Source organism: Cobetia sp. MM1IDA2H-1 (assembly GCF_002916775.2).
GTDB classification, from domain to species: Bacteria; Pseudomonadota; Gammaproteobacteria; order Pseudomonadales; family Halomonadaceae; genus Cobetia; species Cobetia marina.
This window is the reverse complement of record NZ_CM133225.1, coordinates 3,717,195-3,740,522: the sequence shown is the minus strand read 5'-3', so window position 1 is coordinate 3,740,522 and position 23,328 is coordinate 3,717,195. Positions and strand designations below refer to the sequence as shown.

At 63.4% G+C, this 23,328-nt stretch carries 20 protein-coding genes; 4 read left to right on the top strand and 16 right to left on the bottom strand.

The genetic code is table 11. The annotated features are described in order from the left end of the window. Positions 1–54 precede the first annotated feature (54 nt). Entirely contained in the window at positions 55–2,205 is a 2,151-nt protein-coding gene (locus BOH68_RS15670; protein WP_077377879.1) for a PhoX family protein, read from the top strand. A gap of 284 nt (positions 2,206–2,489) precedes the next feature. Here the strand turns inward: BOH68_RS15670 and ppk1 are convergent, their stop codons facing one another. Together ppk1 and hemB are read right to left on the bottom strand one after the other, a co-directional pair. After that, a complete protein-coding gene (gene ppk1 / locus BOH68_RS15665; RefSeq protein WP_077377882.1) occupies positions 2,490–4,658 on the bottom strand; it encodes a polyphosphate kinase 1 in 2,169 nt (722 codons plus the stop codon). Between the two features lie 159 nt (positions 4,659–4,817). Next, positions 4,818–5,837, bottom strand: a complete 1,020-nt coding sequence (gene hemB, locus BOH68_RS15660; protein ID WP_077377885.1) for a porphobilinogen synthase — start codon at positions 5,835–5,837, stop codon at positions 4,818–4,820. Positions 5,838–6,284: 447 nt separating this feature from the next. Between hemB and elbB the strand changes: the two genes are divergently transcribed. Further along, the gene (gene elbB, locus BOH68_RS15655; protein WP_077377888.1) at positions 6,285–6,971 is read left to right on the top strand and encodes an isoprenoid biosynthesis glyoxalase ElbB; all 687 of its coding nucleotides are present in this window, start codon (positions 6,285–6,287) and stop codon (positions 6,969–6,971) included. Positions 6,972–7,093: 122 nt separating this feature from the next. Here the strand turns inward: elbB and tatC are convergent, their stop codons facing one another. The 13 genes from tatC to BOH68_RS15590 form a co-directional block, all read right to left on the bottom strand. After that, the gene (gene tatC / locus BOH68_RS15650) at positions 7,094–7,885 is read right to left on the bottom strand and encodes a twin-arginine translocase subunit TatC (protein WP_077377891.1); all 792 of its coding nucleotides are present in this window, start codon (positions 7,883–7,885) and stop codon (positions 7,094–7,096) included. Continuing rightward, the gene (tatB, locus tag BOH68_RS15645; RefSeq protein WP_077377894.1) at positions 7,885–8,289 is read right to left on the bottom strand and encodes a Sec-independent protein translocase protein TatB; all 405 of its coding nucleotides are present in this window, start codon (positions 8,287–8,289) and stop codon (positions 7,885–7,887) included. The genes tatC and tatB overlap by 1 nt, the downstream gene beginning before the upstream one ends. Before the next feature lie 5 nt (positions 8,290–8,294). After that, positions 8,295–8,549 (bottom strand): Sec-independent protein translocase subunit TatA, encoded by a 255-nt coding sequence (gene tatA, locus BOH68_RS15640; protein WP_077377897.1) that lies wholly within the window; start codon positions 8,547–8,549, stop codon positions 8,295–8,297. Between the two features lie 113 nt (positions 8,550–8,662). Beyond that, entirely contained in the window at positions 8,663–8,998 is a 336-nt protein-coding gene (locus tag BOH68_RS15635) for a phosphoribosyl-ATP diphosphatase (RefSeq protein ID WP_077377900.1), read from the bottom strand. Between the two features lie 273 nt (positions 8,999–9,271). Further along, a complete protein-coding gene (gene ubiB, locus BOH68_RS15630; RefSeq protein WP_077377903.1) occupies positions 9,272–10,900 on the bottom strand; it encodes a ubiquinone biosynthesis regulatory protein kinase UbiB in 1,629 nt (542 codons plus the stop codon). Next, on the bottom strand, positions 10,897–11,565 hold the full coding sequence (locus BOH68_RS15625) for a ubiquinone biosynthesis accessory factor UbiJ (RefSeq protein WP_077377906.1): 669 nt from the start codon (positions 11,563–11,565) through the stop codon (positions 10,897–10,899). Before BOH68_RS15625 ends, ubiB begins: the two co-directional genes overlap by 4 nt. 7 nt (positions 11,566–11,572) lie before the next feature. Then, positions 11,573–12,319, bottom strand: a complete 747-nt coding sequence (ubiE, locus tag BOH68_RS15620; protein WP_077377909.1) for a bifunctional demethylmenaquinone methyltransferase/2-methoxy-6-polyprenyl-1,4-benzoquinol methylase UbiE — start codon at positions 12,317–12,319, stop codon at positions 11,573–11,575. A gap of 150 nt (positions 12,320–12,469) precedes the next feature. Next, on the bottom strand, positions 12,470–12,829 hold the full coding sequence (locus tag BOH68_RS15615; protein WP_240499733.1) for a gamma-butyrobetaine hydroxylase-like domain-containing protein: 360 nt from the start codon (positions 12,827–12,829) through the stop codon (positions 12,470–12,472). Positions 12,830–13,175: 346 nt separating this feature from the next. After that, a complete protein-coding gene (gene hslU / locus BOH68_RS15610; protein ID WP_077377915.1) occupies positions 13,176–14,501 on the bottom strand; it encodes an ATP-dependent protease ATPase subunit HslU in 1,326 nt (441 codons plus the stop codon). A 1-nt stretch (position 14,502) separates the two neighbouring features. Then, the gene (hslV, locus tag BOH68_RS15605) at positions 14,503–15,024 is read right to left on the bottom strand and encodes an ATP-dependent protease subunit HslV (RefSeq protein WP_077377918.1); all 522 of its coding nucleotides are present in this window, start codon (positions 15,022–15,024) and stop codon (positions 14,503–14,505) included. A gap of 334 nt (positions 15,025–15,358) precedes the next feature. Next, on the bottom strand, positions 15,359–16,012 hold the full coding sequence (locus BOH68_RS15600) for an SPOR domain-containing protein (RefSeq protein WP_077377921.1): 654 nt from the start codon (positions 16,010–16,012) through the stop codon (positions 15,359–15,361). A 3-nt stretch (positions 16,013–16,015) separates the two neighbouring features. Further along, positions 16,016–17,701, bottom strand: coding sequence for an arginine--tRNA ligase (gene argS / locus BOH68_RS15595; RefSeq protein ID WP_077377924.1), 1,686 nt, complete (start codon positions 17,699–17,701; stop codon positions 16,016–16,018). A gap of 240 nt (positions 17,702–17,941) precedes the next feature. Next, the gene (locus tag BOH68_RS15590) at positions 17,942–20,209 is read right to left on the bottom strand and encodes a primosomal protein N' (RefSeq protein ID WP_077377927.1); all 2,268 of its coding nucleotides are present in this window, start codon (positions 20,207–20,209) and stop codon (positions 17,942–17,944) included. A 218-nt stretch (positions 20,210–20,427) separates the two neighbouring features. Here BOH68_RS15590 and rpmE point away from each other — a divergent pair, with 218 nt between their 5' ends. Both rpmE and BOH68_RS15580 read left to right on the top strand, forming a co-directional pair. Beyond that, complete coding sequence (rpmE, locus tag BOH68_RS15585) at positions 20,428–20,640, top strand: 50S ribosomal protein L31 (RefSeq protein WP_077377930.1); 213 nt, start codon at positions 20,428–20,430, stop codon at positions 20,638–20,640. A 437-nt stretch (positions 20,641–21,077) separates the two neighbouring features. Then, positions 21,078–22,346, top strand: coding sequence for a malic enzyme-like NAD(P)-binding protein (locus BOH68_RS15580; RefSeq protein ID WP_077377933.1), 1,269 nt, complete (start codon positions 21,078–21,080; stop codon positions 22,344–22,346). Between the two features lie 101 nt (positions 22,347–22,447). Here the strand turns inward: BOH68_RS15580 and BOH68_RS15575 are convergent, their stop codons facing one another. Next, positions 22,448–23,212: a DUF481 domain-containing protein gene (locus BOH68_RS15575; RefSeq protein ID WP_103751453.1), complete on the bottom strand. Its 765-nt coding sequence runs from the start codon at positions 23,210–23,212 to the stop codon at positions 22,448–22,450. Positions 23,213–23,328 lie beyond the last annotated feature (116 nt).

Below are 23,328 nucleotides of genomic sequence, written 5' to 3'. Positions count from 1 at the left end.
CACAGGGGCCAAGCCTGAAAAGAACAACCCGCAACCTGACTACGGGGAAGCAGCATGAGCAAGGAAATTGAAGATCATCGCCTACTGAATGCCAGTCACAACGAGACATTTTCTTCCATCATCGACAAGCACCTTTCCCGTCGTCGCGTGTTGCAGGGTGGTCTGGGCATGGCGGCTGCCAGCATGCTGGGCGGCTTCGGGCTGGCGGGCCTGAGCGGTACGGCCAATGCCGACAGCGGCAAGAGCACAGGGACCCCGGCGAAGACACCGCTGGCGCTGGCCTTCGAGTCCATCAAGGGCTCTCGCACGGATGCCTTCGTGGTACCTGCAGGGTATACCGCCCATGTCCTGGCACCCTGGGGCACCCCGCTCAACGACAAGGCACCGCAGTGGAGTGAATCGCTGGCGATGACGCCGGAGGCCCAGCTCAACAGCATCGGCATGCATCACGACGGCATGCACAACTTCGCGCTGAGCGAAGACACCGCCTCCAGCAATTTCCTGCTGGTGATGAACAATGAGTACATCGATCAGGATGCCCTGTGGGCGCCCAAGGGCGGCGCGACCAATGCGGAGTCCGGCAAGCGCCCGGCCGATGAAGTGCGTACCGAGATCAATGCCCACGGCGTGACCGTCGTCGAAGTCAAGAAGGATGCCGGCGGCAAGTGGGATGTGGTGAGCAACTCCGGCTACAACCGTCGCTATACCAGCGCCAGCGAGATGGTGTTGAGTGGCCCGGTGGCAGGCAGTGATTACGTCAAGACTGCCTTCTCTCCGGATGGCACGCGCACGCGTGGTACCAACAACAACTGCGCCAACGGCTATACCCCCTGGGGCACCTACCTGACCTGTGAGGAGAACTGGCCGGGGTACTTCGTCAAGCGCAGTGATCGTCAGAGCGATGATGATCGCATCGGCATCGAGACCGAGCGTGGCCGCTACGGCTGGGAAACCACCGCGGGAGATGCCAGCGAAGTCGATGGCGAATTCGCGCGCTTCGACAATACGCCGACGGCGGACAGTGCCGACAAGGATTATCGCAACGAGCCGCGTACTTTCGGCTACATCGTCGAGATCGACCCCTACACCGGTGAGAAGGCCGTCAAGCGCACCGCGCTGGGACGTTTCCGCCATGAAGGCTGCTGGCCGGGCAAGCTGGTCGAAGGCGAGCCGGTGGTGTTCTATTCAGGCCATGACTCGCGCAACGAATACATCTACAAGTTCGTCTCCGATGCCAGATGGGAGGCCGCCGATGCGCACGTGCCGGGAGCCGACAAGAATCGCCTGGCGATCGGTGACAAGTATCTGGACAAGGGCACGTTGTATGTTGCCCAGTTCTCCGCCGACGGTACTGGCAAGTGGCTGAAGCTGACGCCGGACGCCGTGACCAAGGATGGCCGGACGCTGGCCGCTGCACTGGGCCTGGCGGCCGATGATCTGGCCGGTGTCATCATCCATACCGCGGACGCGGCGGATCTGATGGGCGCCACGCCGATGGACCGCCCGGAGTGGGGTGCCGTCGACCCGGCTTCCGGTGAGGTCTACATGACACTGACCAACAACTCCAAGCGCACCGAAGAGGGTACCGCGGCGGCCTTCACCAATGACGGCAAGGCCATCGAGGAGCCGGGAGTCGGTTACAAGACGGCGCCGACCAATGCCGCCAACCCGCGCGGTGACAACGAGGCAGGACAGATCATCCGCTGGCGTGAGGCAGGGGATCACACCGCCTTCGATTGGGAGATCTTCGTGTTCGGCGCGGCGGCCAGTGATGCCGACAACCTGTCCGGCCTGACTGAGATGAATGAATTCGCCAGTCCGGATGGCCTCTACTTCGACGAACGTGAGGACGAGCAGGGTATCCTGTGGATCCAGACGGACAACGGCTACGCCGGTGTGGCGGACGCCACCAATGACCAGCTACTGGCCGTCGTGCCGGCCGCGCTTCAGCAGGCCGAAGGGGATGCTGCCGTGATCGGTGCCGATAACCAGGCACAGCTAAAGCGCTTCGCGGTTGGCCCGAACGGCTGTGAAGTGACCGGCATCTTCGCGACACCTGACAGGACGGCGTTGTTCGTCAATATCCAGCATCCCGGCAACTGGCCGCAGAGTGTGGATGCGACTGCCGAAACTGACGGCAGTGTGCGCCCGCGCGCCGCGACCGTCGTCATCCAGCGTGAAGATGGTGGTCAGATCGGTGTCTGATCCGTTGAGCGCTTGATCCGATCGTCAGCTGCCAGGCCCCCGCATCCATGATGCGGGGGCCTTTTTCATTGTCTGGTGGGGGCAGGCGTCATGGGCGGGTGATGTCGGCAATCAGGCGAAGGCAGAAGGGGGAGCGCAGAAGGAAAGAGTGGGGCAGAAGGATCGGGACAGGAGGACTGGGACAAGGCTTGTCTGCTCAACGCAGACGGCCCCCACGCAAGCGTGAGGGCCGAGAGTCAGGTGAATGGACTGCGCCGGATGAGGCGGGCCCGAGCGGGGCGCGATCAGGCCTTGGCAGCGTAGGCGAACAGCAGGGTTTCCTGCACGCTGATCGGCTCTGCATCGCCGGCATCCAGCTGGGTGTAGTGACCATCGCTTTCCAGGCGCCAGCTCTGGCAGTTGTCGACCAGATAGGTGTCCAGGTCCTTGCGGATGCGCTGCGCCAGCTTCTTGTCGAGCAACGGGAAGCAGGTCTCGACGCGATGGAACATGTTGCGCTCCATGAAGTCCGCGCTGGAACACCAGGTCTCCGGCTGGCCGGCATTGTGGAAGTGGAAGGTGCGAGTATGTTCCAGGAAGCGACCGATCACCGAGCGGACGCGGATATTGTCGGAGATGCCCGGAACGCCCGGACGCAGACAGCAGACCCCGCGGATGATCAGATCGCACTGCACGCCCGCGCGTGAGGCGCGATACAGCGCGCGGATCAGCTTGGGTTCGGTCAGTGAGTTGCACTTGATGATGATGTGGGCGCGCTTGCCCTTCTCGGCGTTGCGCGCTTCCCGGTCGATCATCTCCACCAGTCGCTCATGCAGTGTGAAGGGGGCATGCAGCAACTTCTCGATATTGCGTTGCTTGCCCATGCCGGTCAGCTGCTGGAAGACCTTGTGCACGTCCTCGCACAAGGTCTCGTTGGACGTCAGCAGGCTGTAATCGGTGTACAGGCGCGCCGTCTTGGCGTGGTAGTTGCCGGTGCCGAGGTGCGCATAGTGGCGCAGTTCGCCATTTTCTCGCCGCACGATGTGCAGCATCTTGGCGTGGGTCTTGTAGGCCATCACCCCGTAGATGACGATGGCGCCTGCCTCCTGAAGGCGGGAGGCCAGCTGCAGGTTGTCGGCTTCATCGAAGCGGGCGCGCAGCTCGATCACCACGGTGATCTCCTTGCCCTGACGTGCAGCTTCCACCAGCGAGGAGACGATGTTGGAATCGGCTCCTGTGCGATAGAGCGTCTGCTTGATGGCCAGCACGTTCGGGTCGCGCGCTGCCTCGGCCAGCAGACTCTCGACCGGCGAGAACGACTGGAAGGGGTGATGCAGCAGGATATCTTCGCGGCGAATGGCATCGAACAGGCTGTTGTCACTCTTGAGTGCCTTGGGCGTGCCGGGAGTGAACGGTGCGTAGAGCAGGTCCTCGCGGCCCACGTCGCCGATGACTTCCATCAGGCGATTGAGATTGACCGGTCCCTTCACCTGATACAGGTCTCGCTTCTCCAGCTCGAACTGCTTGAGCAGGAAGGTGTAGAGCGCCTCCGGACAGTTGTCCGCCACTTCCAGGCGCACGCCATCGCCGTAACGCCGCGCCAGCAGCTCGCCGCGCAGCGCCGAGGCCAGATCCGAGACATCCTCGGCATCCACCGAGAGGTCGGCGTTGCGCGTCAGCCGGAACTGGTAGCAGCCCTTGATCTTCATCCCCGGGAACAGCTCCTGGGCATGGGCATGAATCATCGAGGACAGGAAGACGTACTCGGTATAACCGCTCTCTGCCAGCGCTTCCGGCACGCGAATCAAGCGCGGCAGCGAGCGCGGAGCCGGAAGAATGGCCAGGCCGCCCTCACGCCCGAAGGCGTCCTTGCCTTCCAGCTCGACGATGAAGTTGAGGCTCTTGTTGACCAGGCGCGGGAAGGGATGTGATGGATCAAGCCCGATCGGGCTGATGACCGGCTGAATCTCTTCCTCGAAGTATTCGCGAACCCAGGCTTTCTGGGCGTCGTTCCACTGATTGCGGCGACGGAAGCGGATGTGTTGCTCTTCAAGCGCCGGAATCAGTTCTTCGTTGAGGATGCGGTACTGGCGCTCCACCTGCTCGTGGGTGATGCGCGAGATCTCGTCGAGCACCTTGCCGGGCAGCATGCCATCCGGGCCGGGCTCGGTGCGGTCGAAGGCGATCTGATGCTTGAGACCCGCCACGCGGATCTCGAAGAACTCGTCCATGTTGGACGTGAAGATCAGCAGGAACATCAGCCGGTTGAGCAGCGGATGCGAAGTGTCCTGCGCCTGTTCCAGTACCCGGATGTTGAACTGCAGATTCGACAGCTCACGATTGAAATACAGGGCGGGGTCGGCCAGGTCGGCTTCGGGGGAGGGCGTGACCTTGGCGTGAATGCCCTTGCGCGTGCGATTGACGCGCAGGGGCGGAGGTTCAAGGGCTGGCGGCTCGTCGGTGACCAGCTCCATGTCGCCCTCTTTCCCCCGGGACGCCGCCGGGGCGGCAGCGTCCTGATGCGGTTGGGGAGCGGTGTCCAGCGAGGTGTCTGACGCGTCATCTATGGCGTTCTTGTGGGTCTGTTCCATCATCAACTCCATGACCCCGGTCAGACACGGTCGCCGGGGTAGTCAAAGGCGATTCTTCTCCGCCAGCAGTTCCGCGGCCCGGCGGGCAAAATAGGTGAGAATGCCGTCGGCACCCGCACGCTTGAAGCACATCAATGATTCGAGAATGACCTTGTCGGCATCCAGCCAGCCGTTCTGGAAGGCGGCCATGTGCATGGCGTACTCGCCGCTGACCTGGTAGGCGAAGGTCGGCACTTCCAGTTCACGCTTCACGCGGGACACCACATCCAGGTAGGGCATGCCCGGCTTGACCATCACCATGTCGGCGCCCTCGGCGAGATCCATGGCCACTTCATGCAGCGCTTCGTCGCTGTTGGCCGGATCCATCTGGTAGGTCTGCTTGTCGGCCTTGCCCAGATTGCCGCTCGAGCCCACCGCATCACGGAACGGGCCGTAGTAGTTGGAGGCGTACTTGGCCGAATAGGCCATGATGCGGGTATTGATCAGGCCTTCCTGTTCCAGCATGGCACGGATGGAGCCGATGCGGCCGTCCATCATGTCAGAAGGGGCCACGACATCGGCGCCCGCTTCCACGTGTGACAGTGCCTGCTTGATCAGGGTGTCCACGGTGCGGTCGTTGAGCACGTAGCCGTCATCATCGAGGATGCCGTCCTGGCCATGCACGGTGTAGGGATCCAGCGCCACATCGGTGATCACGCCCAGCGTCGGGATGGCTTCCTTGAGGGCACGCACCGCGCGCTGCACCAGGCCATTGGCGTTGTAGGACTCCTCGGCCAGCAGGCTCTTGGCCTCGGCATCGATCACCGGGAACAGCGCGATGGCCGGCACGCCCAGCGCATGGACCTCACGGCATTCCTCGACCAGCAGGTCGATGGACAGGCGCTCGACCCCGGGCATGCTGGTCACGGCTTCACGACGCTGCGAACCTTCCAGCACGAAGACCGGCAGGATCAGATCATCGGCCGTCAGCTGGTTCTCGCGCATCAGGCGGCGAGAGAAATCATCCTTGCGCATGCGGCGCATGCGAATCGCAGGAAACTGGCGTGGGGTACGTTGGCTCAAGAGAGGCTCTCCGGATCTAAGGCTCCGGTTCCGTGAGGGACGCTGGAAGTCTAGGTCTATAATATTTCAATGATATTACAGGTCAGACGGCGCCCATACGACCGAAGGAGATGGGATTGGCCGAGCAAGCTGTCGGCACGATGCCTTCGAGTATATCAGTGCATGCAGGTCGGAACAGGGGCGCGGCATGGGGCAGGGTGTCGCGTCGTGTGCACTGTCATCCTGCCCGCCGAACCGCGAGGGGCGCCCTTGAGATGTGGCCATGCCGCCCATAGTCTTGGGGCATCGGAGTGACGAATACTCAGGTGCTGCAGGCTGCCGGCATCATCTGTCCTTTCCAGCCGGTACCTCTTCACATGGTGCTTGCCTGTAGCGGATTCCTGTACGAATCTGTCACTTCTGACCTGTCGGCAGCCGCCGAGCAGTTCACCGTCAATGGAGTAACACATGACCAAGCAGGTAGCCCTGATCCTATCCGGTTGCGGTGTCTATGATGGCTCCGAGATCTACGAAACGACCCTGACCATGCTTCGGCTTGATCAGCTGGGCATCCGCTACGAGTGCTTCGCTCCGGACATCGATCAGCATCATGTGCTCAACCACGCCACCGGCGAGGAAATGGACGAGACACGCAATGTGCTGACCGAGTCGGCTCGCCTGGCGCGTGGCAAGGTGCGTCCGTTGCCGGAGCTGTCCGCCGAGGACTTCGACGCGCTGATTCTGCCCGGTGGCTTCGGTGCCGCCAAGAATCTCAGCAACTTTGCCGTCAAGGGCGCGGATCTGACGCTGGTGGATGGTCTGCGCGAGGTGGTGCAGCCCTTCCATGCGGCCGGCAAGCCGATCGGCGTGATGTGCATCGCGCCGGTGATGGTGCCGAAGCTGCTGGGCGAGGGGATCTCGGTCACCATCGGCACGGACCCTGAAGTCTCCGGCGCCATCAGTGCCCAGGGCGGTCTGCACAAGAGCTGTGAGGTGACGGATATCGTGATTGATGCCGCCAATCGCGTGATCACGACGCCAGCCTACATGCAGGCAGAGCGCATCTCCGAGGCTGCCGAAGGCATCTTCAAGCTGGTGGAGCGTCTGAACGGCTGGATCGAGGAAGACCAGGCCAAGGCCAGTCAACAGGATTGACACGGTCGCACGGCACCCAGCAGGAAACGACGAAGCCCCCGCCATTGGCGGGGGCTTCGTCGTTTCCTGCGTCATGATTCTTGCGCGTCATCGTTCAGGCGCTGTCTGCTCGAGTCTTCGCGTCAGGGGGCCTGCTGCGAGGCCTCATCATCGCTCGCCGGACGGCGGCGCTTGAAGGCGCGTGCGGCGAGAATCCCGACCTCGAACAGCAGCCACATCGGAATCGCCAGCAATGACTGCGAGATGACGTCAGGCGGTGTCAGCAGCATGCCGACCACGAAGCAGGCGATCACGATGTAGGGGCGTTTCTTGCTCAGCACCTCCACGGACGTGGCCCCCGTCCAGATCAGCAGGAAGGTGGCGATGGGAATCTCGAAGGCCACACCGAAGGCGAAGAACAGCTTGAGGACAAAATTCAGGTACTGATTGATGTCCGTCATGATCGCCACGTTCTCGGGGCCCGTGGTGGTGAAGAACTGGAACAGCAGCGGGAAGACGACATAGTAGGCAAACGCCGCGCCCGCATAGAACAGCAGGATGCTGGAGGCCAGCAGCGGCAACGCCAACGCCTTCTCGTTCTCGTAGAGTCCCGGCGCGATGAAGGCCCAGGCCTGATAGAGCACCGCCGGAATCGCCAGGAACAGCGCCACCACCAGTGTCAGCTTGAAGGGGGCCAGGAAGGGCGAGGCCACCTCGGTGGCGATCATCTGAGAGCCGGGAGGCAGCAGGGCCATCAGCGGCTCGGCCACATACAGATAGATCTGATTGGAGAAGCCATACAGCGCCGCGAATACCACGAGGACCACGACAGTCGCACGCAGCAGGCGGGAGCGCAGTTCGATCAGATGCTCGATGAGCGGGGCGTGGGCAGCCTCGCCGGAGGCGGAGGGCTGCGGGTCATGCGGATCACTCATCAGGAACGCGGCTCCCGTGACTCACTGGTGGGGGTGGCGGAGGTCTCTTGCTCGCCTGAGGTCGTCTCCGTGGTCGAGCGAGCACTGTCGGCGGCAGGCGAGGCGTTGGCATCCTCCTGTGACGCGGGCGAGGAACGCGTGATGGTGGTTTCCACCTCACGCGCCTCATTGCGGGCATGTGCCAGGGTCTCGTCGAGCTGCTTCTTCTGCTCATTGAGCGTCTGACGCAGTTCTTCGGCTTCCAGCTGGGCGCTGATTTCCTGCTGGATCCCCGAGACGCTGCGCTTGATGCGCCCCAGCCACAATCCCGCCGTACGCGCCGCCCGGGGCAGACGCTCCGGGCCGAGCACGATCAATGCCAGCAGCGAGATCAGTGCCAGTTCAAAAAAGCCGATGTCGAACATGCGGCTTACGAGCGCTTGTCAGCGGTATCGCGGCGCTCGGCCTCGACATCGATGGTATCGCCGCGGGATTCACCGTGGGAGACCTTCTGCTGAGGAGCCGTGTCGTCGGGGGCCTTTTCCTCTTCCTTCATGGCGCCCTTGAAGCCTTTGACCGCGCCACCGAGGTCTGATCCGACGTTGCGGAGCTTCTTGGTGCCGAAGATCAGGATGATGATGCCGAGCACGATGAGGAGCTGCCAGATACTGATGCCACCTAACATGGGAAGTTCTCCATTTTGGCCGATGGGACTAGGTCACGAGGCCTTGAGTCTTGCAGGGTGAGAGCACCACTGCCAGGGAAATCGGCTTGCGCTGCAAGTCGTCTGCTTGATCATCACTGACCGCGAGCGGCCTTTTCATCATGGCCGGAGACGCCGAAGCGTCGCGCCAGCTCATCCAGCACGTCCTGATGGTCCAGCCCGAGGTGAGAAAGCATCACCAGCGAGTGGAACCACAGGTCGGCGGTCTCACCGATCACTGCACGGTGGGAGTCCACGTCGTCCTGAGTGAAATCCTTGGCGGCCAGTACCGTTTCCGTGGCCTCTTCGCCAATCTTCTCCAATACCTTGTTGAGGCCCTTGTGATGCAGGCTCGCGACATAGGAGGACGTCGGATCAGCGTCGCGCCGCTCTGCCAGTACGTCTGACAGGCGGTTGAGAATATCACTCATGAATCATCATTCCTGAAAGCATGGGGTCTGGCATGAAAACCTTATCTGCATGAGAACCGTTGCATGAGAACCGTTGCAGGAGCGTCGCGGCCAGCCGGACAACCGGGCCCGGGCGAAGGCAGCGAGTCCAGCCCGAGGCTCCTGCCTCATCGAGCACTGCCGCGAGGCAAGGCCCGGCGACTCAGGATGCAAGGGTTACATGACAATCATATTGCACTGCGCCCCGAGGGGCGGCAAGTTTCGGTCAGCGCCGCGAGCGAAGCAGGGGCGCGGCTAGCGCCACAGCAACAGCACGATGCCCAGCCCCGCGCCGACCAGCACCATCATCGGCTGCGTCTCGGCCCAGGCGATCAGCGGTTGCCAGCCGAAGGCCACGGCGATCAGCAGTCCACCTGCGCGCAAGCGCCAGCCGGTGCTGGACGCATGATTGACACGATCGCGCAGCGTGGCGAGTGCCTCGGTCTGACGCTGTCGAGCGCGGTGTTCATCGTCGATGCGCTGCATGGCCTGGAAGGCCATCACCGGCAGCTGCGGCAGCTGATGTGACAGCTCCGGAGCCTGTTTGACCATCTCGGCCCAGAACGCCTTGGGGCCGGCGCGCTCCTTCATCCAGCGCTCCAGATAGGGGCGGGCGGTAGCCCACAGGTCGAGATCCGGATACAGCTGACGGCCGAGGCCCTCGATGTTGAGTAGCGTCTTCTGCAGCAGGACCAGCTGCGGCTGGACTTCCATGTTGAAGCGGCGCGCGGTCTGGAACAGGCCCAGCAGCACCTGGCCGAAGCTGATGTCCTTGAGCGGCTTCTCGAGAATCGGCTCGCAGACGGCCCGGATGGCCGCGGCGAACTCGTTGGCGCGCGTGCCTTCCCCGACCCAGCCGGACTCGATGTGCAGCGCCGCGACCTCGTAGTAATCCTGACGGAAGAAGGCCAGCAGATTGCGCGCCAGATAGTCCTGGTCCTCGCGGGTCAGGCTGCCGACGATACCGCAGTCGATGGCGATGAACTGCGGGTCATGGGCGTTCTCTCGCGAGACGAAGATGTTGCCGGGGTGCATGTCGGCGTGGAAGAAGTTGTCGCGGAACACCTGGGTGAAGAAGATCTCCACGCCGCGCTCGGCCAGCTTCTTCAAGTCGGTGCCCTGGGCTTCCAGCTCGTCGATGTCGGCGACCGGGATGCCGCGGATGCGCTCCTGCACCATTACCCGGCGCCGCGTCAGCGGCCAGTGGATGGTCGGCACGTAGAGCAGGGGCGAATCGAGGAAGTTGCGCTTGAGCTGGGAGGTGTTGGCGGCCTCCTTGTGCATGTCCAGCTCATCGAACAGCGTGGCCTCGTAATCGGAGACCACTTCCACGGGGCGCAGACGCCGTGCTTCCGGCGAGAGCTTCATCAGCAGGCGCGCGAGCAGATACAGCAGGCCGATATCCTTGCGCATCACCTCTTCGATGCGCGGGCGGATCACCTTGACCACCACGTCGGAACCATCGTGCAGGCGTGCCGCATGGACCTGGGCGATGGAAGCCGAGGCCAGTGGTTGCGCCTCGAATTCGGCGAAGGCTTCCTCGACCGGCATGCCCAGCTCCTGCTCGACCAGTTCGCGCGCCACCTCGTTCTCGAAGGGCGGCACCTGGTCCTGCAGGCGCTTGAGCTCATCGGCGACGTCCGGTGGCAGCAGGTCACGACGAGTCGAGAGCATCTGGCCGAACTTGATGAAGATCGGGCCCAGCGCTTCGAGTGCCAGCCGCAGGCGCTCACCACGCGAGCGCTTGCCGACAGGCAGCAGGCGCAGCGGTGAGAGCTTGACCAGCGGCCGCAGCAGCGCAGGTACGCGAGACAGCGGGATCAGATCATCCAGTCGATAGCGGGCGATGACCCACAGGATGCTCAGCAGGCGATAGAGTCTCACGACGGCTGGCACTCCCGATCAGCGGACTGTGGCGTGGTGACGGCCTCCAGATGGCGTCGCAGGCGCGCCAGGCGTGCCTCGGTGCGATCCAGGCACTGGGTCAGCTCGGTCAGCTCGTCCCGCGCGACCTGCAGCTGGGCATGGCCGGGCAGCCAGCGTGCTTCCTCGGTCAGATACTCGCGCAGATCCAGCTCCAGCTCACGACGGCTGGTCAGCCCGAAGCGACCGAGGCTGCGCAGGCCGGTGGCCAGACTATGACCGGGGGTCTCGCCGAACCATTCGCTCAAGGCCCCTTCCCAGTCGAGATCGAGATCCATCACCAGGTCCCGTGCGCTTTCCAGCAGGTGCAGACGGCCACGCACGGCCAGGCGGCCCTCGAACATCAAGCGCTCGATGGGCTCACCGGACAGCAGTGCCGCGGCAGTTTCCATGTCCAGCTCCACCACCACGTCGCCGTCGCTCTCGTTGGCCTCGGGCAGGCGCAGCAGATGCAGCCCCTGCAGGTCGAAGTGCACCAGCAGGTCGAAGGCGGGGCGCTCCAGGCGCAGCAGCAGGCGTCTGCCGGCAAGCGCATTCAGGCGCATGGCGGAGGCGGGGTCACGGGCGAGCAGGCGGTTGAGCGTGCGTTCCGCCGTCGCCACCAGCAGGGGGGTCAGCAATGCCATGACAGCCTCAAAGCTTGATACCACGGTGCAGCGCGACGATGCCACCGGTGAGATTGGTGAACTCGACACGCTCGAGACCTGCCTCTTCCATCATGCCGGCCAGGGTCTTCTGGTCGGGGTGCATGCGAATGGATTCGGCCAGATAGCGGTAGGAATCGGCGTCGCCGGCGACCATCTCGCCCATCTTCGGCAGCAGGCGGAAGCTGTACTGATCGTAGGCGGTGGAGAGCAGCGGATTGACCGGCTTGGAGAACTCCAGCACCAGCAGACGGCCTCCGGGCTTGAGGATGCGCTGCATGGAGCGCAGGGCCTTGGCCTGGTCGGTGACGTTGCGCAGCCCGAAGGCGATGGTGATGATGTCGAAGGTGTTGTCAGGGAAGGGCAGCGCCTCGGCATTGGCCTGCACATACTCGACATTGCCACCCACGCCGCGGTCGAGCAGCTTGTCACGCCCGACGTTGAGCATCGAGGCGTTGATGTCGGCGAGCACCACGCGACCCTTCGGGCCGACCAGGCGCGAGAACTTCAGCGTCAGATCCCCGGTGCCACCGGCAATGTCCAGCACCGTCTGGCCCGGACGGGCACCGGCACGCTCCAGGGTAATGCGCTTCCACAGACGGTGGATGCCGAAGGACATCAGGTCATTCATCACGTCGTACTTGGCGGCGACACTGTGGAAGACATCCGCGACGCGGCCTGCCTTCTCGTCCACGGCAACTTCCTGATAACCGAAGTGAGTCGTACGCTTGTCCATGACTTCCCCTGTTGTGACGCCTCCCATGGGGGACGTCAGCGCAATATGGTGAGCTTTCGCAGTGGCTCGATTGTAACCGCTGGCCAGCGGGCTGTCTTTTGACAAGACGTCGAGTCGGACATCTTGCCGCGCCCCATTGGCATCAGTGGCTTACAGCTGATTGAGCGGAATGCCCAGCGGCTCACGCGAGGCACCGGCCTCTTCCAGCTGGCGCAGGTAGTAGGCCCACATGGCATCGCGGCGGTTGGCCAGTTCCCACAGGTATTCCCAGGTGTAGAGGCCGCTGTCGTGGCCATCATCGAAATGCAGCTTCAGCGCGTAGCGACCGCTCTGGGTGATGTTGGCCAGACCGACATGGCGCATGCCGACCTGCAGCGTTTCCTGGCCGACACCGTGACCGCGCACTTCCGCGGAGGGGGACATCACGCGCAGGAATTCGGTGCTGAGGCGGAAAGTCTGGCCATCCGCATAGCCCAGTTCCAGTTCACGCTCCGACTTGTGGTAGTGCACGCGCGTGGGGACCGGGGCCTCGTCGGCGTCACGGGCATGGCGCTCATTGAGGTGGTAGTCGCGCTGCTGGCTGCGGGGTTCGTCCTGCTCGGCAGCGTGGTCTTCAGGTGTGTCGTGGCTCATCAGGGCATCCTCGTGTCAGCCCGCCGTCCAGCATGACACCACGCTGTAAGGCGACCGAAGGAACAGGGGCGTCGAGCGACATCTCGGGCGCGTCGACGTATCTATGTCGCATGATGCACTGACGCCCGAACCGGGCCAAGCCGGATCGGGCGTCAGTGGCATCTCTCAAGGTGGCGATTGCCGCCGTGAGGGCTTCTCGCGGGTCAGGCGCTGACGCCAGACGTCAGAGAATGTAGCGCGACAGGTCTTCGTCACACGCCAGGTCGCCCAGGCGAGCATCGACATAGGCGGCATCGACCTTGAGCTCACCCGCCTGATCGGCACCTTCGTAGGAAATCTCTTCCAGCAGGCGTTCCATCACGGTATGCAGACGACGCGCGCCGATGTTCTCGGTGCCTTCGTTGACCTGATAGGCGATCTGGGCGATACGCTCGATGGCGTCATCCGCGAAGCTCAGCTCGACGCCTTCGGTGGCCAGCAGCGCCTTGTACTGACGGATCAACGCCGCGGACGGCTCGGTCAGGATGCGCTTGAAGTCGTCCGGGGTAAGGGCATTGAGCTCGACGCGGATCGGCAGACGGCCCTGAAGCTCCGGAATCATGTCCGAGGGCTTGGACAGGTGGAAGGCGCCGGAAGCGATGAACAGGATGTGGTCCGTCTTGACCATGCCGTGCTTGGTGGAGACGGTGGAACCCTCGATCAGCGGCAGCAGATCGCGCTGCACGCCTTCACGGGACACGTCGCCACCACTGCCGGACTCGCCACGCTTGGCGACCTTGTCGATCTCGTCGAGGAAGACGATACCGTTCTGTTCGACGGCCTCGATGGCACGGCTCTTGAGGTCTTCATCGCTGACCATTCTGGCCGCTTCTTCCTCGTGAACCAGCTTGAGGGCTTCCTTGACGCTGATGCGACGGCTTTCCTTCTGCTGCTTGCCCATGCTGGAGAACATGGACTGCAGCTGACTGGTCATCTCTTCCATCCCCGGCGGGGTGGCGAAATCCAGGCTCTGGCTGGCCGGGCTCAGCTCGATGTCGATTTCCTTGTCATCCAGCTGACCTTCGCGCAGCTTCTTGCGGAACATCTGACGCGTGCTGCTGTTGTTGGCCGCCGCATCATATTCCTCGCCACGGGCGCGCGGCAGCAGCGCATCGAGGATGCGATCCTCGGCGGCATCCTCGGCCTTATCGCGCACTTCCTTCATGGCCTCTTCACGCACCAGCTTCATGGCGACCTCGACCAGGTCACGGATGATCGATTCCACGTCACGTCCGACGTAGCCGACCTCGGTGAACTTGGTCGCCTCGATCTTCAGGAAGGGTGCGCCGGCCAACTTGGCCAGACGACGGGCGATCTCGGTCTTGCCGACACCGGTCGGGCCGATCATCAGGATGTTCTTCGGGGTGACTTCCGGGCGCAGATCATCGTTGAGCTGCATGCGACGCCAGCGATTGCGCATGGCCACGGCCACGGCACGCTTGGCTTCCGGCTGACCGACGATGTGCTGATCGAGGGCGTTGACGATTTCCTTCGGGGTCATCTGGGACATCTCAGGACAGCTCCTCGATGATGGCATTGTGGTTGGTGAAGACGCAGATGTCGGCCGCGATGGAGATGGACTTCTCGGTGATCTCGCGGGCGGACAGCTCGGTGTTCTCGATCAGGGCGCGGGCGGCGGCTTCGGCGAAGTTGCCGCCCGAGCCGATGGCCAGCACGCCGTGTTCGGGCTCGACCACGTCACCGTTGCCGGTGATGATCAGCGAGGCATGCTTGTCGGCCACCACCAGCATGGCTTCCAGCTTGCGCAGGGCGCGGTCGGAGCGCCACTCCTTGGCCAGTTCCACGGCGGATTTCACCAGCTGGCCCTGATACTTCTCGAGCTGCGCTTCGAAGCGTTCGAACAGCGTGAAGGCATCGGCGGTACCGCCAGCGAAGCCGGCCAGCACCTGATTGCGATATAGGCGACGCACCTTGGCGGCGTTGCCTTTCATGACAGTGTTGCCAAGGGATACCTGGCCGTCACCAGCCAGGGCGACCTGGCCGTTGCGACGCACGGAGACGATCGTGGTCATGGATAACTCCTGAGAGAGCATGCCGGCGATTGGAATAAGGTGAACGGGGCCGGGCATGGCATTTCGGGGCAGACGGGGCCAGGGCCTCGTCGCGTAAAACGGGTGGTGGTCGTCAGTCTGGCAATTGCCACTGCTTGCCGCGACGTGTCACCGCCACCGTGGCGGATCGCGGTCTGATATCTCACCGGAATGCTGTAAATGGGGGCGCTGATACGGGTTTCAAGTCATCGGCGACTCAGCGTTGACGCCCGTTGTGCAGAGGGCTGGCACCCTTTACGCAACGGGCCCGCTCAACATGTGAGCGGGCCCGTTGGCCTGTGGCGTCATGCCGAGGTCATTGCAGCTTGATCAGCAGAGGCTCGATGCCCTGGGTGTTCATCAGATCCTGTGCGCGGTTGAGCTCGCGGGTGTCCTTGTACGGGCCGACCTGCACCCGGTGCCAGACGGTACCGCCAGAAGCATTGACGTCACTGACCTTGGCCAGCAGGCCGAGATCCTTGAGCTTGCCGGCCAGTTTCCTGGCATCGGACATCTCGCGGAAGGAGGCCGCCTGCAGCATGTAGTTGGTCAGCGAAGCCTCGGACTTCTTGGTGCTCTCGGCGCTGCCCGGACGCGGAGTGGACTTGTACTCATCCACCTTGGGGGCGATCACCTCGGTTTCCGGCAACAGGGTATAGAACTCGAAGGTCGGCATGCTGCCGCCGCTCTCTTCGGGAGTGTCCTTCTGCGATGCCTTGTCCTGCTGGCTACCCTGTTGTGCGGCCTGCTGACCATTCTGCTGAGTGTTGGCCTTGGGCACGATGGCAGCCACCGGCAGACGCGGCGCCTGTTGCTGGAAATACTGAGCCAGCACGAAGCCGGCGACCAGACCGACGATCCCCCACAGCCACCCCGGGAAGCCGCGGCTCTGACTGGCGGCGGGCTGCCGGCGGGGGCTGGCTCCCTGACGGGAAGCGGGCTTCTTGCTGGCGGGGCGGCGAGCAGCCATGGCTTACATCTCCTCGGGAGCGCTGACACCCAGCAGGGCCAGGCCGTTGCGGATGACCTGAGCGGTCGCCAGACCCAGCGCCAGGCGCGCGTTGCGGGTCGCGTCGTCCTCGACCATCACCTTCACCGCGTTGTAGCAGGTGTGGAAGTCAGAGGAGAGGTCCTGCAGATACTGAGCGACCTGCTGCGGTTCCCGCACCTTGGCGGCGTGGGTGACGACGTCCGGGAACTGGGCCATGCGATTCATCACGGCCTTTTCCTGATCGCTGGTCAGCAAGGACAGTTGCGCCATGGCCAGAGATTCATCGAAGGCCTTGTCTTCACGGCTGGCCTTGCGCAGCACGCTGTGCACGCGGGCGTGGGCATACTGGATGTAGTAGACCGGGTTGTCGTTGGACTGGGAGCGGGCCAGGTCGATGTCGAAGGTCAGCTGGGAGTCGGCGCGCCGCGCCGCCAGGAAGTAGCGGGTCGCGTCGCGGCCGACTTCCTCGATCAGGTCGCGCAGGGTCACGTAGCTGCCGGCACGCTTGGAGAGCTTCACTTCCTCACCGGAGCGCATCACGGTGACCATCTGGTGCAGCACGTAGTCCGGCCAGCCTTCCGGGATGCCGGCCTTGAGGGCCTGCAGGCCCGCACGCACGCGAGTCACGGTGGAGTGGTGGTCGGCACCCTGTTCATTGATGACCTGGGTGAAACCGCGCTGCCACTTGTCCAGGTGGTAGGCGACATCTGGCAGGAAGTAGGTGTAACCGCCGTCACGCTTGCGCATCACGCGGTCCTTGTCATCCCCGAAGTCGGTGGTGCGCAGCCACATGGCGCCATCGTCTTCGTAGGTATAGCCGTTGTCGACCAGGCGCTTGACGGTGTCTTCGACCTTGCCGTCACGGTAGAGCGAGGATTCGAGGAAGTAGACGTCGAACTCGACGCCGAAGGCCTTGAGGTCCAGATCCTGTTCATGGCGCAGGTAGGCGACGGCGAAGACGCGGATGGCGTCGAGATCGTCAGGTTCCGCGGCGCCCGTGACCTGCTTGCCATCGGCTTCGACGGTATCGCCGGCCATGTAGGAGGCGGCCAGTTCGCGGATGTAGTCACCGCGATAGCCATCAGCCGGCCAGCTGGCGTCATCCGGGCCCAGGCCCTTGGCGCGTGCCTGAACGGAGAGCGCCAGATTGTTGATCTGGGCGCCGGCGTCGTTGTAGTAGAACTCGCGCGTGACGTCGTGGCCGGTGGCGGCCAGCAGGCGGCACAGCACGTCGCCGACCGCGGCGCCACGCCCGTGACCGACATGCAGCGGCCCGGTCGGATTGGCGGAGACGAACTCGACCTGGACCTTCTCGCCGGCGCCCACGTCGCTGTGCCCGAAGCGGTCGCCTTCGCTGAAGACGCGGCGCACGATGTCGGCCACCGCCCCGGTCTCGGCGAAGAAGTTCAGGAAGCCGGGGCCGGCGATCTCGACCTTGGAGACCGCGTCGGAGGCCGGCAGGGCGGCGACCAGCTTCTCGGCCAGCTCACGCGGCTTCATGCCGGCAGCCTTGGACGTCATCATCGCCAGGTTGCTGGCGTAGTCGCCGTGGGTCTTGTCCTTGGTCGGGTCGACCTTGATCTGCGGGCTGGCGTCGGCGGGCAGAGTGCCGTCGGCCTTGAGGGAATCCAGGGCCTGGCCCAGCAGTTCGATGATCGTCTCTTTCATGGAATATCGGTCTCTTCACGGCTCAGGTCGCACCGCGTGCTCTGGAGCAGGCGGTTGCAGGCATCAGGCCTGCGGGCAATGGGGGAGTGCGGATGTCGCTGCACGATGGCGGGCATTATCACCGATCCTGCGGCTTGCATAAACCGTCGTGATCAATCACGGCGCAATCCGTGCCTTGGCGGGATAGTGGTCAGTTCAGTATCGGAGCTGGCGACACCTGCCTGAGTCCCCCTGCCAGACTCAGGCCATGCCGATGGGATCGACATCCAGTGACCAGCGCAGGCGGCGCGCGTCACGATCCTGCTCGCAGAGCGTCACCAGCCAGGCGGCGGCTTCATGCAGCGGGCCGCGTTTCGCCGCGCGCAACAGCAATTGGGCGTGATAGCGATTCTGGCGGCGCTCCATCGGCGCCGGTACCGGGCCGAGGCAGTCCACCTTGAGGTCGGCACTGTCGATGTGCTGACGCAGGGCGCTTCCTACCTTCAACAGCCACTGCTCGACCTGCTGCTGATCGGTGGCTTCGGCGCGCAGCAAGGCCAGATGACTGAACGGCGGCAACTGCGCGATGCGGCGCTCCTCCAACAGCTCGCCGGCCAGCTGTGGGTAGCCGGCCTGGATCAGTGTCAGCAGGTTGGGGTCTTCCGGATGGCGGGTCTGGATCAGCACCTCACCGGGGCGTTCGGCGCGTCCGGCACGCCCCGCGACCTGCACCAGCAGCTGGGCGGATTGCTCCAGCGCACGGAAGTCGGCGGCGTAGAGTCCGCTATCGGCATTGACCACCACCACCAGCGTGACGTGGGGGAAGTGGTGGCCCTTGGCCAGCATCTGGGTGCCGACCAGCAGGCAGGGTTCGCCACGGCGGATCACTGCCAGCGCTTCACTCATGGCGTCCTTGCGCTGGGTGCTGTCGCGGTCGATGCGCAGCACCGGCACGTCGGGGAATTTCTCGCCGAGCAGCTCTTCGGTGCGCTCGGTGCCCGCACCTTGCGGACGAACATCGCCGCTGCCGCAGGCCGGGCAGGCATCCGGCAGCGGGCGGGTGCGTTCGCAGTGATGGCAGGTCAGCTGCGGGGGATGGCGATGCAGGGTCATGCGTGCGTCGCAGTTGTCACATTCGGCAATCCAGCCGCAGGCATGGCAGGTCAGCGTCGGGGCGAAGCCGCGCCGATTGATGAATACCAGCACCTGATCGCCCTGGGCGAGGCGCTTCTCGATGGCGTCCAGGCTCTGGGTGGAGAGTCCGCCCAGCGTCATGCGGCCGCGCAGGTCGATCGGGTGCAGGCGTGCCGGTTGGCTGCGCCCGGCACGCTGATGCAGATGCAGGTGAGTGAAGCGCCCTTCGCGGGCATGACGCAGGCTTTCCAGAGACGGCGTGGCGCTGCCGAGCACCACCGGGATGCCTTCCTGCTTGCCACGTACCAGCGCCAGATCCCGGGCGTGATAGCGCAGGCCATCCTGCTGCTTGAAGGAGCCATCGTGCTCCTCGTCGACGATGATCACCTCGAGCTTTGCCATCGGCGTGAAGATGGCGGAGCGGGTGCCGATCACGATGCGCGCGCGGCCGCTGCGTGCCGCCTCGAAGCCATCGAGGCGCTCGCCATCGCTGACGCCGGAATGCAGCATCACCTGAGGGACGCGGAAACGTCTGCGGAAGCGCTCCAGCGTCTGGGGCGTCAGGCCGATCTCGGGCACCAGCACCAGTGCCTGGCCGCCGCGATCCAGCACCGCCTCGATCAGTTGCAGGTAGACCTCGGTCTTGCCGGAGCCGGTCACGCCCTCCAGCAGCGTGGGGGAGAAGCGACTCAGGCCTTCATGCAGGCGCGAGAGCGCGCGGCCCTGCTCGTCATTGAGTGCCAGGCTGGGCTCGGCCAGCACGCCCTTGATGGCCTGCTCCGGGGTGGCGCCGGTGACAGGCTCTTCACGTGATTCGATGAAGCCACGACCGCGCAGGGTTTCCAGCTGCTGGCGGGTGAAGCCCTGGGCGGTGATCGCGCTGTGTACCAGGCCATGACGGTGCTGAGCAAGCAGCTCGAGCAATGCGATCTGGCGGGTCGCGCGGCCGAGGCTGGCCGGCTCCGTGATACGCCCCTTGTCGGTGAGTGACCAGCGCTCACGGGTGCGTGCCTCGAGGGCACGTCCCTGGCGCAGCAACGATGGCATCGCCTGCGCGAAGGTGTCGCCGAGTGAGTGCTGGTAATAGCGTGCGGTGAACTGACATATCCACAGCCAGTCGGCCGGCAATGGCGCTTCGTCGATCACCTCGCTGACGGGCTTGAGCTTCTCGATGGGAAAGGCTGAGTCGCTGCGCAGTTCCGCGATCACCCCGACCAGCTGGCGACGGCCGAACTCGACGCGCACGCGCAGACCGACCTGCCAGCCATGGCGAGGTGGCTGGCGTGCTGGCAGATAGTCAAACAGGTCGCGCAGGGGGCCGGGAATCGCGATGCCCAGTACACGTCCGGGCAGGTGAGTCGCAGTCTTGTCGCTGGTGTCAGGCACGCAAGGCATCCGAGGAAGAGAGAATGAGAAGACGAGAGGAAAACGCCACGCAGTCTACAGAGTGTTGCCGGCAATAAACGCCACAAAGTTTGGTCTTGTCGCAGATGGCTGGTAAAATGCGTCGCCTTCCGTCGGAGTCGGCGGAATGACCGGTTACATCCAAAACCCGTGTACGGTGCCTGGCAATCGATCAGGTGGCGGTGCACAGCGACCTGAGGTTACACACCATGAAACAGGGTATCCATCCGGACTACCAGCGCCAGACCGCAACCTGCTCCTGCGGCGCGCAGCACGAAATCGGTTCCACTTCCAAGCAGACCTTCGCGCTGGACGTGTGCTCCGAGTGCCACCCGTTCTACACCGGCAAGCAGAAGCAGGCTACCACCGGTGGCCGCGTCGAGCGCTTCAACAAGCGTTTCGGTGCTGCCATCAAGCGCTGATACCTTCAGCTGCTTGTCGCTTGCATGGCGCTGTGCATCGCGCAGCGCCATCAACGAAAAAACCCGCTTGCGAGCGGGTTTTTTTGTGCCTGTCATTCGATGCAGGTGAGGGGATTGGTGCCGAGCTGGCACTATTCCAGCGCCACCAACGCATCAACCCTCTGCGCAGGAGGCATTTCATTTCCGGCGCCGGATGCGCGCGGTCATTGCGCGGATTTTCATGAGATACGCGGGGCGAAACGCCACGCCGACCCGTCAGTGATAAGGAAAGGTTTATGACTGAGTGGGGCATCCATAACGTTAGACGAATGGCTAAAACAGTTTTTAAACATCCGTATTAATTCCTTTTATAACAACAAGTTGCGTTGGTTGTTCGCGAGGGGGTTTTTCTATATTCTGGTCACAGCCAACCCCCGCTAAAATACCGGATGACACGCATGTCTGATGCCATGAAGAAAGCAGCACTGCAATATCACGCCGAACCGATTCCCGGAAAGCTGTCCATCGAGCTGACCAAGCCGACAGAAACTGCCAAGGACCTCGCGCTGGCCTACAGCCCGGGTGTAGCCGAGCCGTGCCGCGAGATTGCTGCCGATCCGGAAAATGCCTACCTGTATACCGGCAAGGGCAACCTGGTCGCCGTCATCTCCGATGGCACCGCCATCCTGGGGCTGGGCAATCTCGGGCCGCTGGCTTCCAAGCCGGTCATGGAAGGCAAGGGCGTGCTGTTCAAGCGCTTCGCTGGCATCAACTCCGTCGACGTCGAGATCGATGCGGAAAGCCCGCAGGCCTTCATCGATACCGTGCGTCGCATCCACACCACCTACGGTGGCATCAACCTGGAAGACATCAAGGCACCGGAGTGCTTCGAAGTCGAGCAGGCGTTGATCGAACAGTGCAACATCCCGGTCTTCCATGATGACCAGCACGGCACGGCCATCGTCACCGCTGCCGGCATGCTCAACGCACTCGATATCGCCGGCAAGTCCCTGGAAGACGCGCGTATCGTCTGCCTGGGCGCCGGTGCTGCCGCGATTGCCTGCATGAAGCTGCTGGTCTCCAGTGGTGCCAAGGTCGAGAACATCTTCATGCTCGATCGCAAGGGCGTGATCCACAGCGGCCGTGATGACCTGAACCAGTACAAGGCGATGTTCGCCACCGAGACCGAGCTGCGTACGCTGGATGATGTCATCGAAGGTGCGGATGTCTTCGTCGGCCTGTCCGGCCCCAACCTCTTGAAGGCCGAGCAGCTCAAGAAGATGGCTGACACGCCGATCGTGTTCGCGTGCTCCAACCCGGATCCGGAAATCCATCCGGATACCGCTCGCGAAGCGCGTCCGGACGTCATCATGGCGACAGGTCGCTCCGATTACCCGAACCAGGTCAACAACGTGCTGGGCTTCCCGTTCATCTTCCGCGGTGCGCTGGACGTGCGAGCCACACGCATCAATGAAGAGATGAAGCTGGCGGCCGTTCACGCGCTGAAGGACCTTGCTCGCGAGCCGGTCAGCCAGGACGTGCTGGATGCCTACGAGATCGACAGCCTCGAATTCGGTCCGGGGTATATCATCCCGACGCCGATGGATGCGCGTCTGCTCGAGCGTCTGCCGGCTGCCGTGGCGCAAGCCGCCATCGATTCCGGTGTTGCGCGCAAGCCCTATCCGGCGCATTACCCGCTGACCAATGCGGATCAGGTCTACGGCTAAGCGTCATCGGGCCCCGCTTGCGGGGTGCTGAAAAAAAAGCCCTCGTCGGAGATGTCCGGCGAGGGCTTTTTGCTGTCTGTCCAACAGCTTTTGGTTGCGCACTAGAAGCTGTAGAGAATCGAGGCGGCGGTGGTGGTGTCGGTCTTGGCGTCCGTGTCATCCGGCGGGCTGGTGTTGTTCTTGATCTCGTGGGAGAGCTTCAAGGCCAGGCTGGAATTGATGGAGACGGTCAGTGCGGTATAGCTGCGGCTGATGATGTTGTCCCGGGTACCTTCCACCGAGAACTGCTGCTCGAAATTCGAGGTATCAGACAGCTGCCAACGATAGTCCATGGCCGTGTAGCCGAGGAGATAGTTCTCGTGATCCCCCTCGGTGATATTGTCGTAGCGATAGCCCGGGCCCGCCTCGACAGAGAGGTTGTGCTCAGGGCCTGACAGCAGGCGAATCCCGTACCCCCCGATGGAGGTGACTTGATCGTCATAGCCGGAGAAGCGCTCCTTCTCCCAGCGCAGCAGCCCGAAGGCATAGCGATCACGCCCCAGGTCATAGCGCTCACGCTGACCGATCAGGTACTGCTCGGTGGTGGTCTCGCCGCTGCTGGACACATGCTTGGCTTCCATGCGGAAGGTATGGGTCCAGGGCTTGAGGTGCCAGGACAGGCGGGCCTTGCCCAGCAAGGTTTCGCTGTTCGAGTTGCCGGAGAGCTTGGTAAAGCCCAGCTCGGCCTGACCGCTGAATGGCTCGGAATCCTCGCTGGCGGCGGGGGGAGCGTAGAAGAGGTCATCATCGGCACTGGCCTCGCGAAGCGGGCTCAGGGCCAGACACAGCAGCAGGGTCATGCGCAGTGTGGGCAATGGGTGAAGCATGCAGACTCCGGGCATGGTGAAAGGGGGCATTGAAGGACAGCGAGGCCAGATGGATGAAAGAAGAGCGACCATGGGCCGCTCTTCTTTCACCTCACTGCGCGCGGTGTGGACGGGCG

What these genes read in the sequence shown, in the direction of transcription:
- BOH68_RS15600 (WP_077377921.1), bottom strand. Translation starts at nt 16,012, where the DNA reads ATGGCTGCTCGCCGCCCCGCCAGCAAGAAGCCCGCTTCCCGTCAGGGA.
- hslU (WP_077377915.1), bottom strand. Translation starts at nt 14,501, where the DNA reads ATGTCCCAGATGACCCCGAAGGAAATCGTCAACGCCCTCGATCAGCAC.
- ubiE (WP_077377909.1), bottom strand. Translation starts at nt 12,319, where the DNA reads ATGGACAAGCGTACGACTCACTTCGGTTATCAGGAAGTTGCCGTGGAC.
- BOH68_RS15580 (WP_077377933.1), top strand. Translation starts at nt 21,078, where the DNA reads ATGTCTGATGCCATGAAGAAAGCAGCACTGCAATATCACGCCGAACCG.
- BOH68_RS15670 (WP_077377879.1), top strand. Translation starts at nt 55, where the DNA reads ATGAGCAAGGAAATTGAAGATCATCGCCTACTGAATGCCAGTCACAAC.
- elbB (WP_077377888.1), top strand. Translation starts at nt 6,285, where the DNA reads ATGACCAAGCAGGTAGCCCTGATCCTATCCGGTTGCGGTGTCTATGAT.
- tatC (WP_077377891.1), bottom strand. Translation starts at nt 7,885, where the DNA reads ATGAGTGATCCGCATGACCCGCAGCCCTCCGCCTCCGGCGAGGCTGCC.
- BOH68_RS15590 (WP_077377927.1), bottom strand. Translation starts at nt 20,209, where the DNA reads ATGCCTTGCGTGCCTGACACCAGCGACAAGACTGCGACTCACCTGCCC.
- tatB (WP_077377894.1), bottom strand. Translation starts at nt 8,289, where the DNA reads ATGTTCGACATCGGCTTTTTTGAACTGGCACTGATCTCGCTGCTGGCA.
- BOH68_RS15575 (WP_103751453.1), bottom strand. Translation starts at nt 23,212, where the DNA reads ATGCTTCACCCATTGCCCACACTGCGCATGACCCTGCTGCTGTGTCTG.
- BOH68_RS15635 (WP_077377900.1), bottom strand. Translation starts at nt 8,998, where the DNA reads ATGAGTGATATTCTCAACCGCCTGTCAGACGTACTGGCAGAGCGGCGC.
- argS (WP_077377924.1), bottom strand. Translation starts at nt 17,701, where the DNA reads ATGAAAGAGACGATCATCGAACTGCTGGGCCAGGCCCTGGATTCCCTC.
- hslV (WP_077377918.1), bottom strand. Translation starts at nt 15,024, where the DNA reads ATGACCACGATCGTCTCCGTGCGTCGCAACGGCCAGGTCGCCCTGGCT.
- BOH68_RS15625 (WP_077377906.1), bottom strand. Translation starts at nt 11,565, where the DNA reads ATGGCATTGCTGACCCCCCTGCTGGTGGCGACGGCGGAACGCACGCTC.
- ppk1 (WP_077377882.1), bottom strand. Translation starts at nt 4,658, where the DNA reads ATGGAGCTGGTCACCGACGAGCCGCCAGCCCTTGAACCTCCGCCCCTG.
- rpmE (WP_077377930.1), top strand. Translation starts at nt 20,428, where the DNA reads ATGAAACAGGGTATCCATCCGGACTACCAGCGCCAGACCGCAACCTGC.
- tatA (WP_077377897.1), bottom strand. Translation starts at nt 8,549, where the DNA reads ATGTTAGGTGGCATCAGTATCTGGCAGCTCCTCATCGTGCTCGGCATC.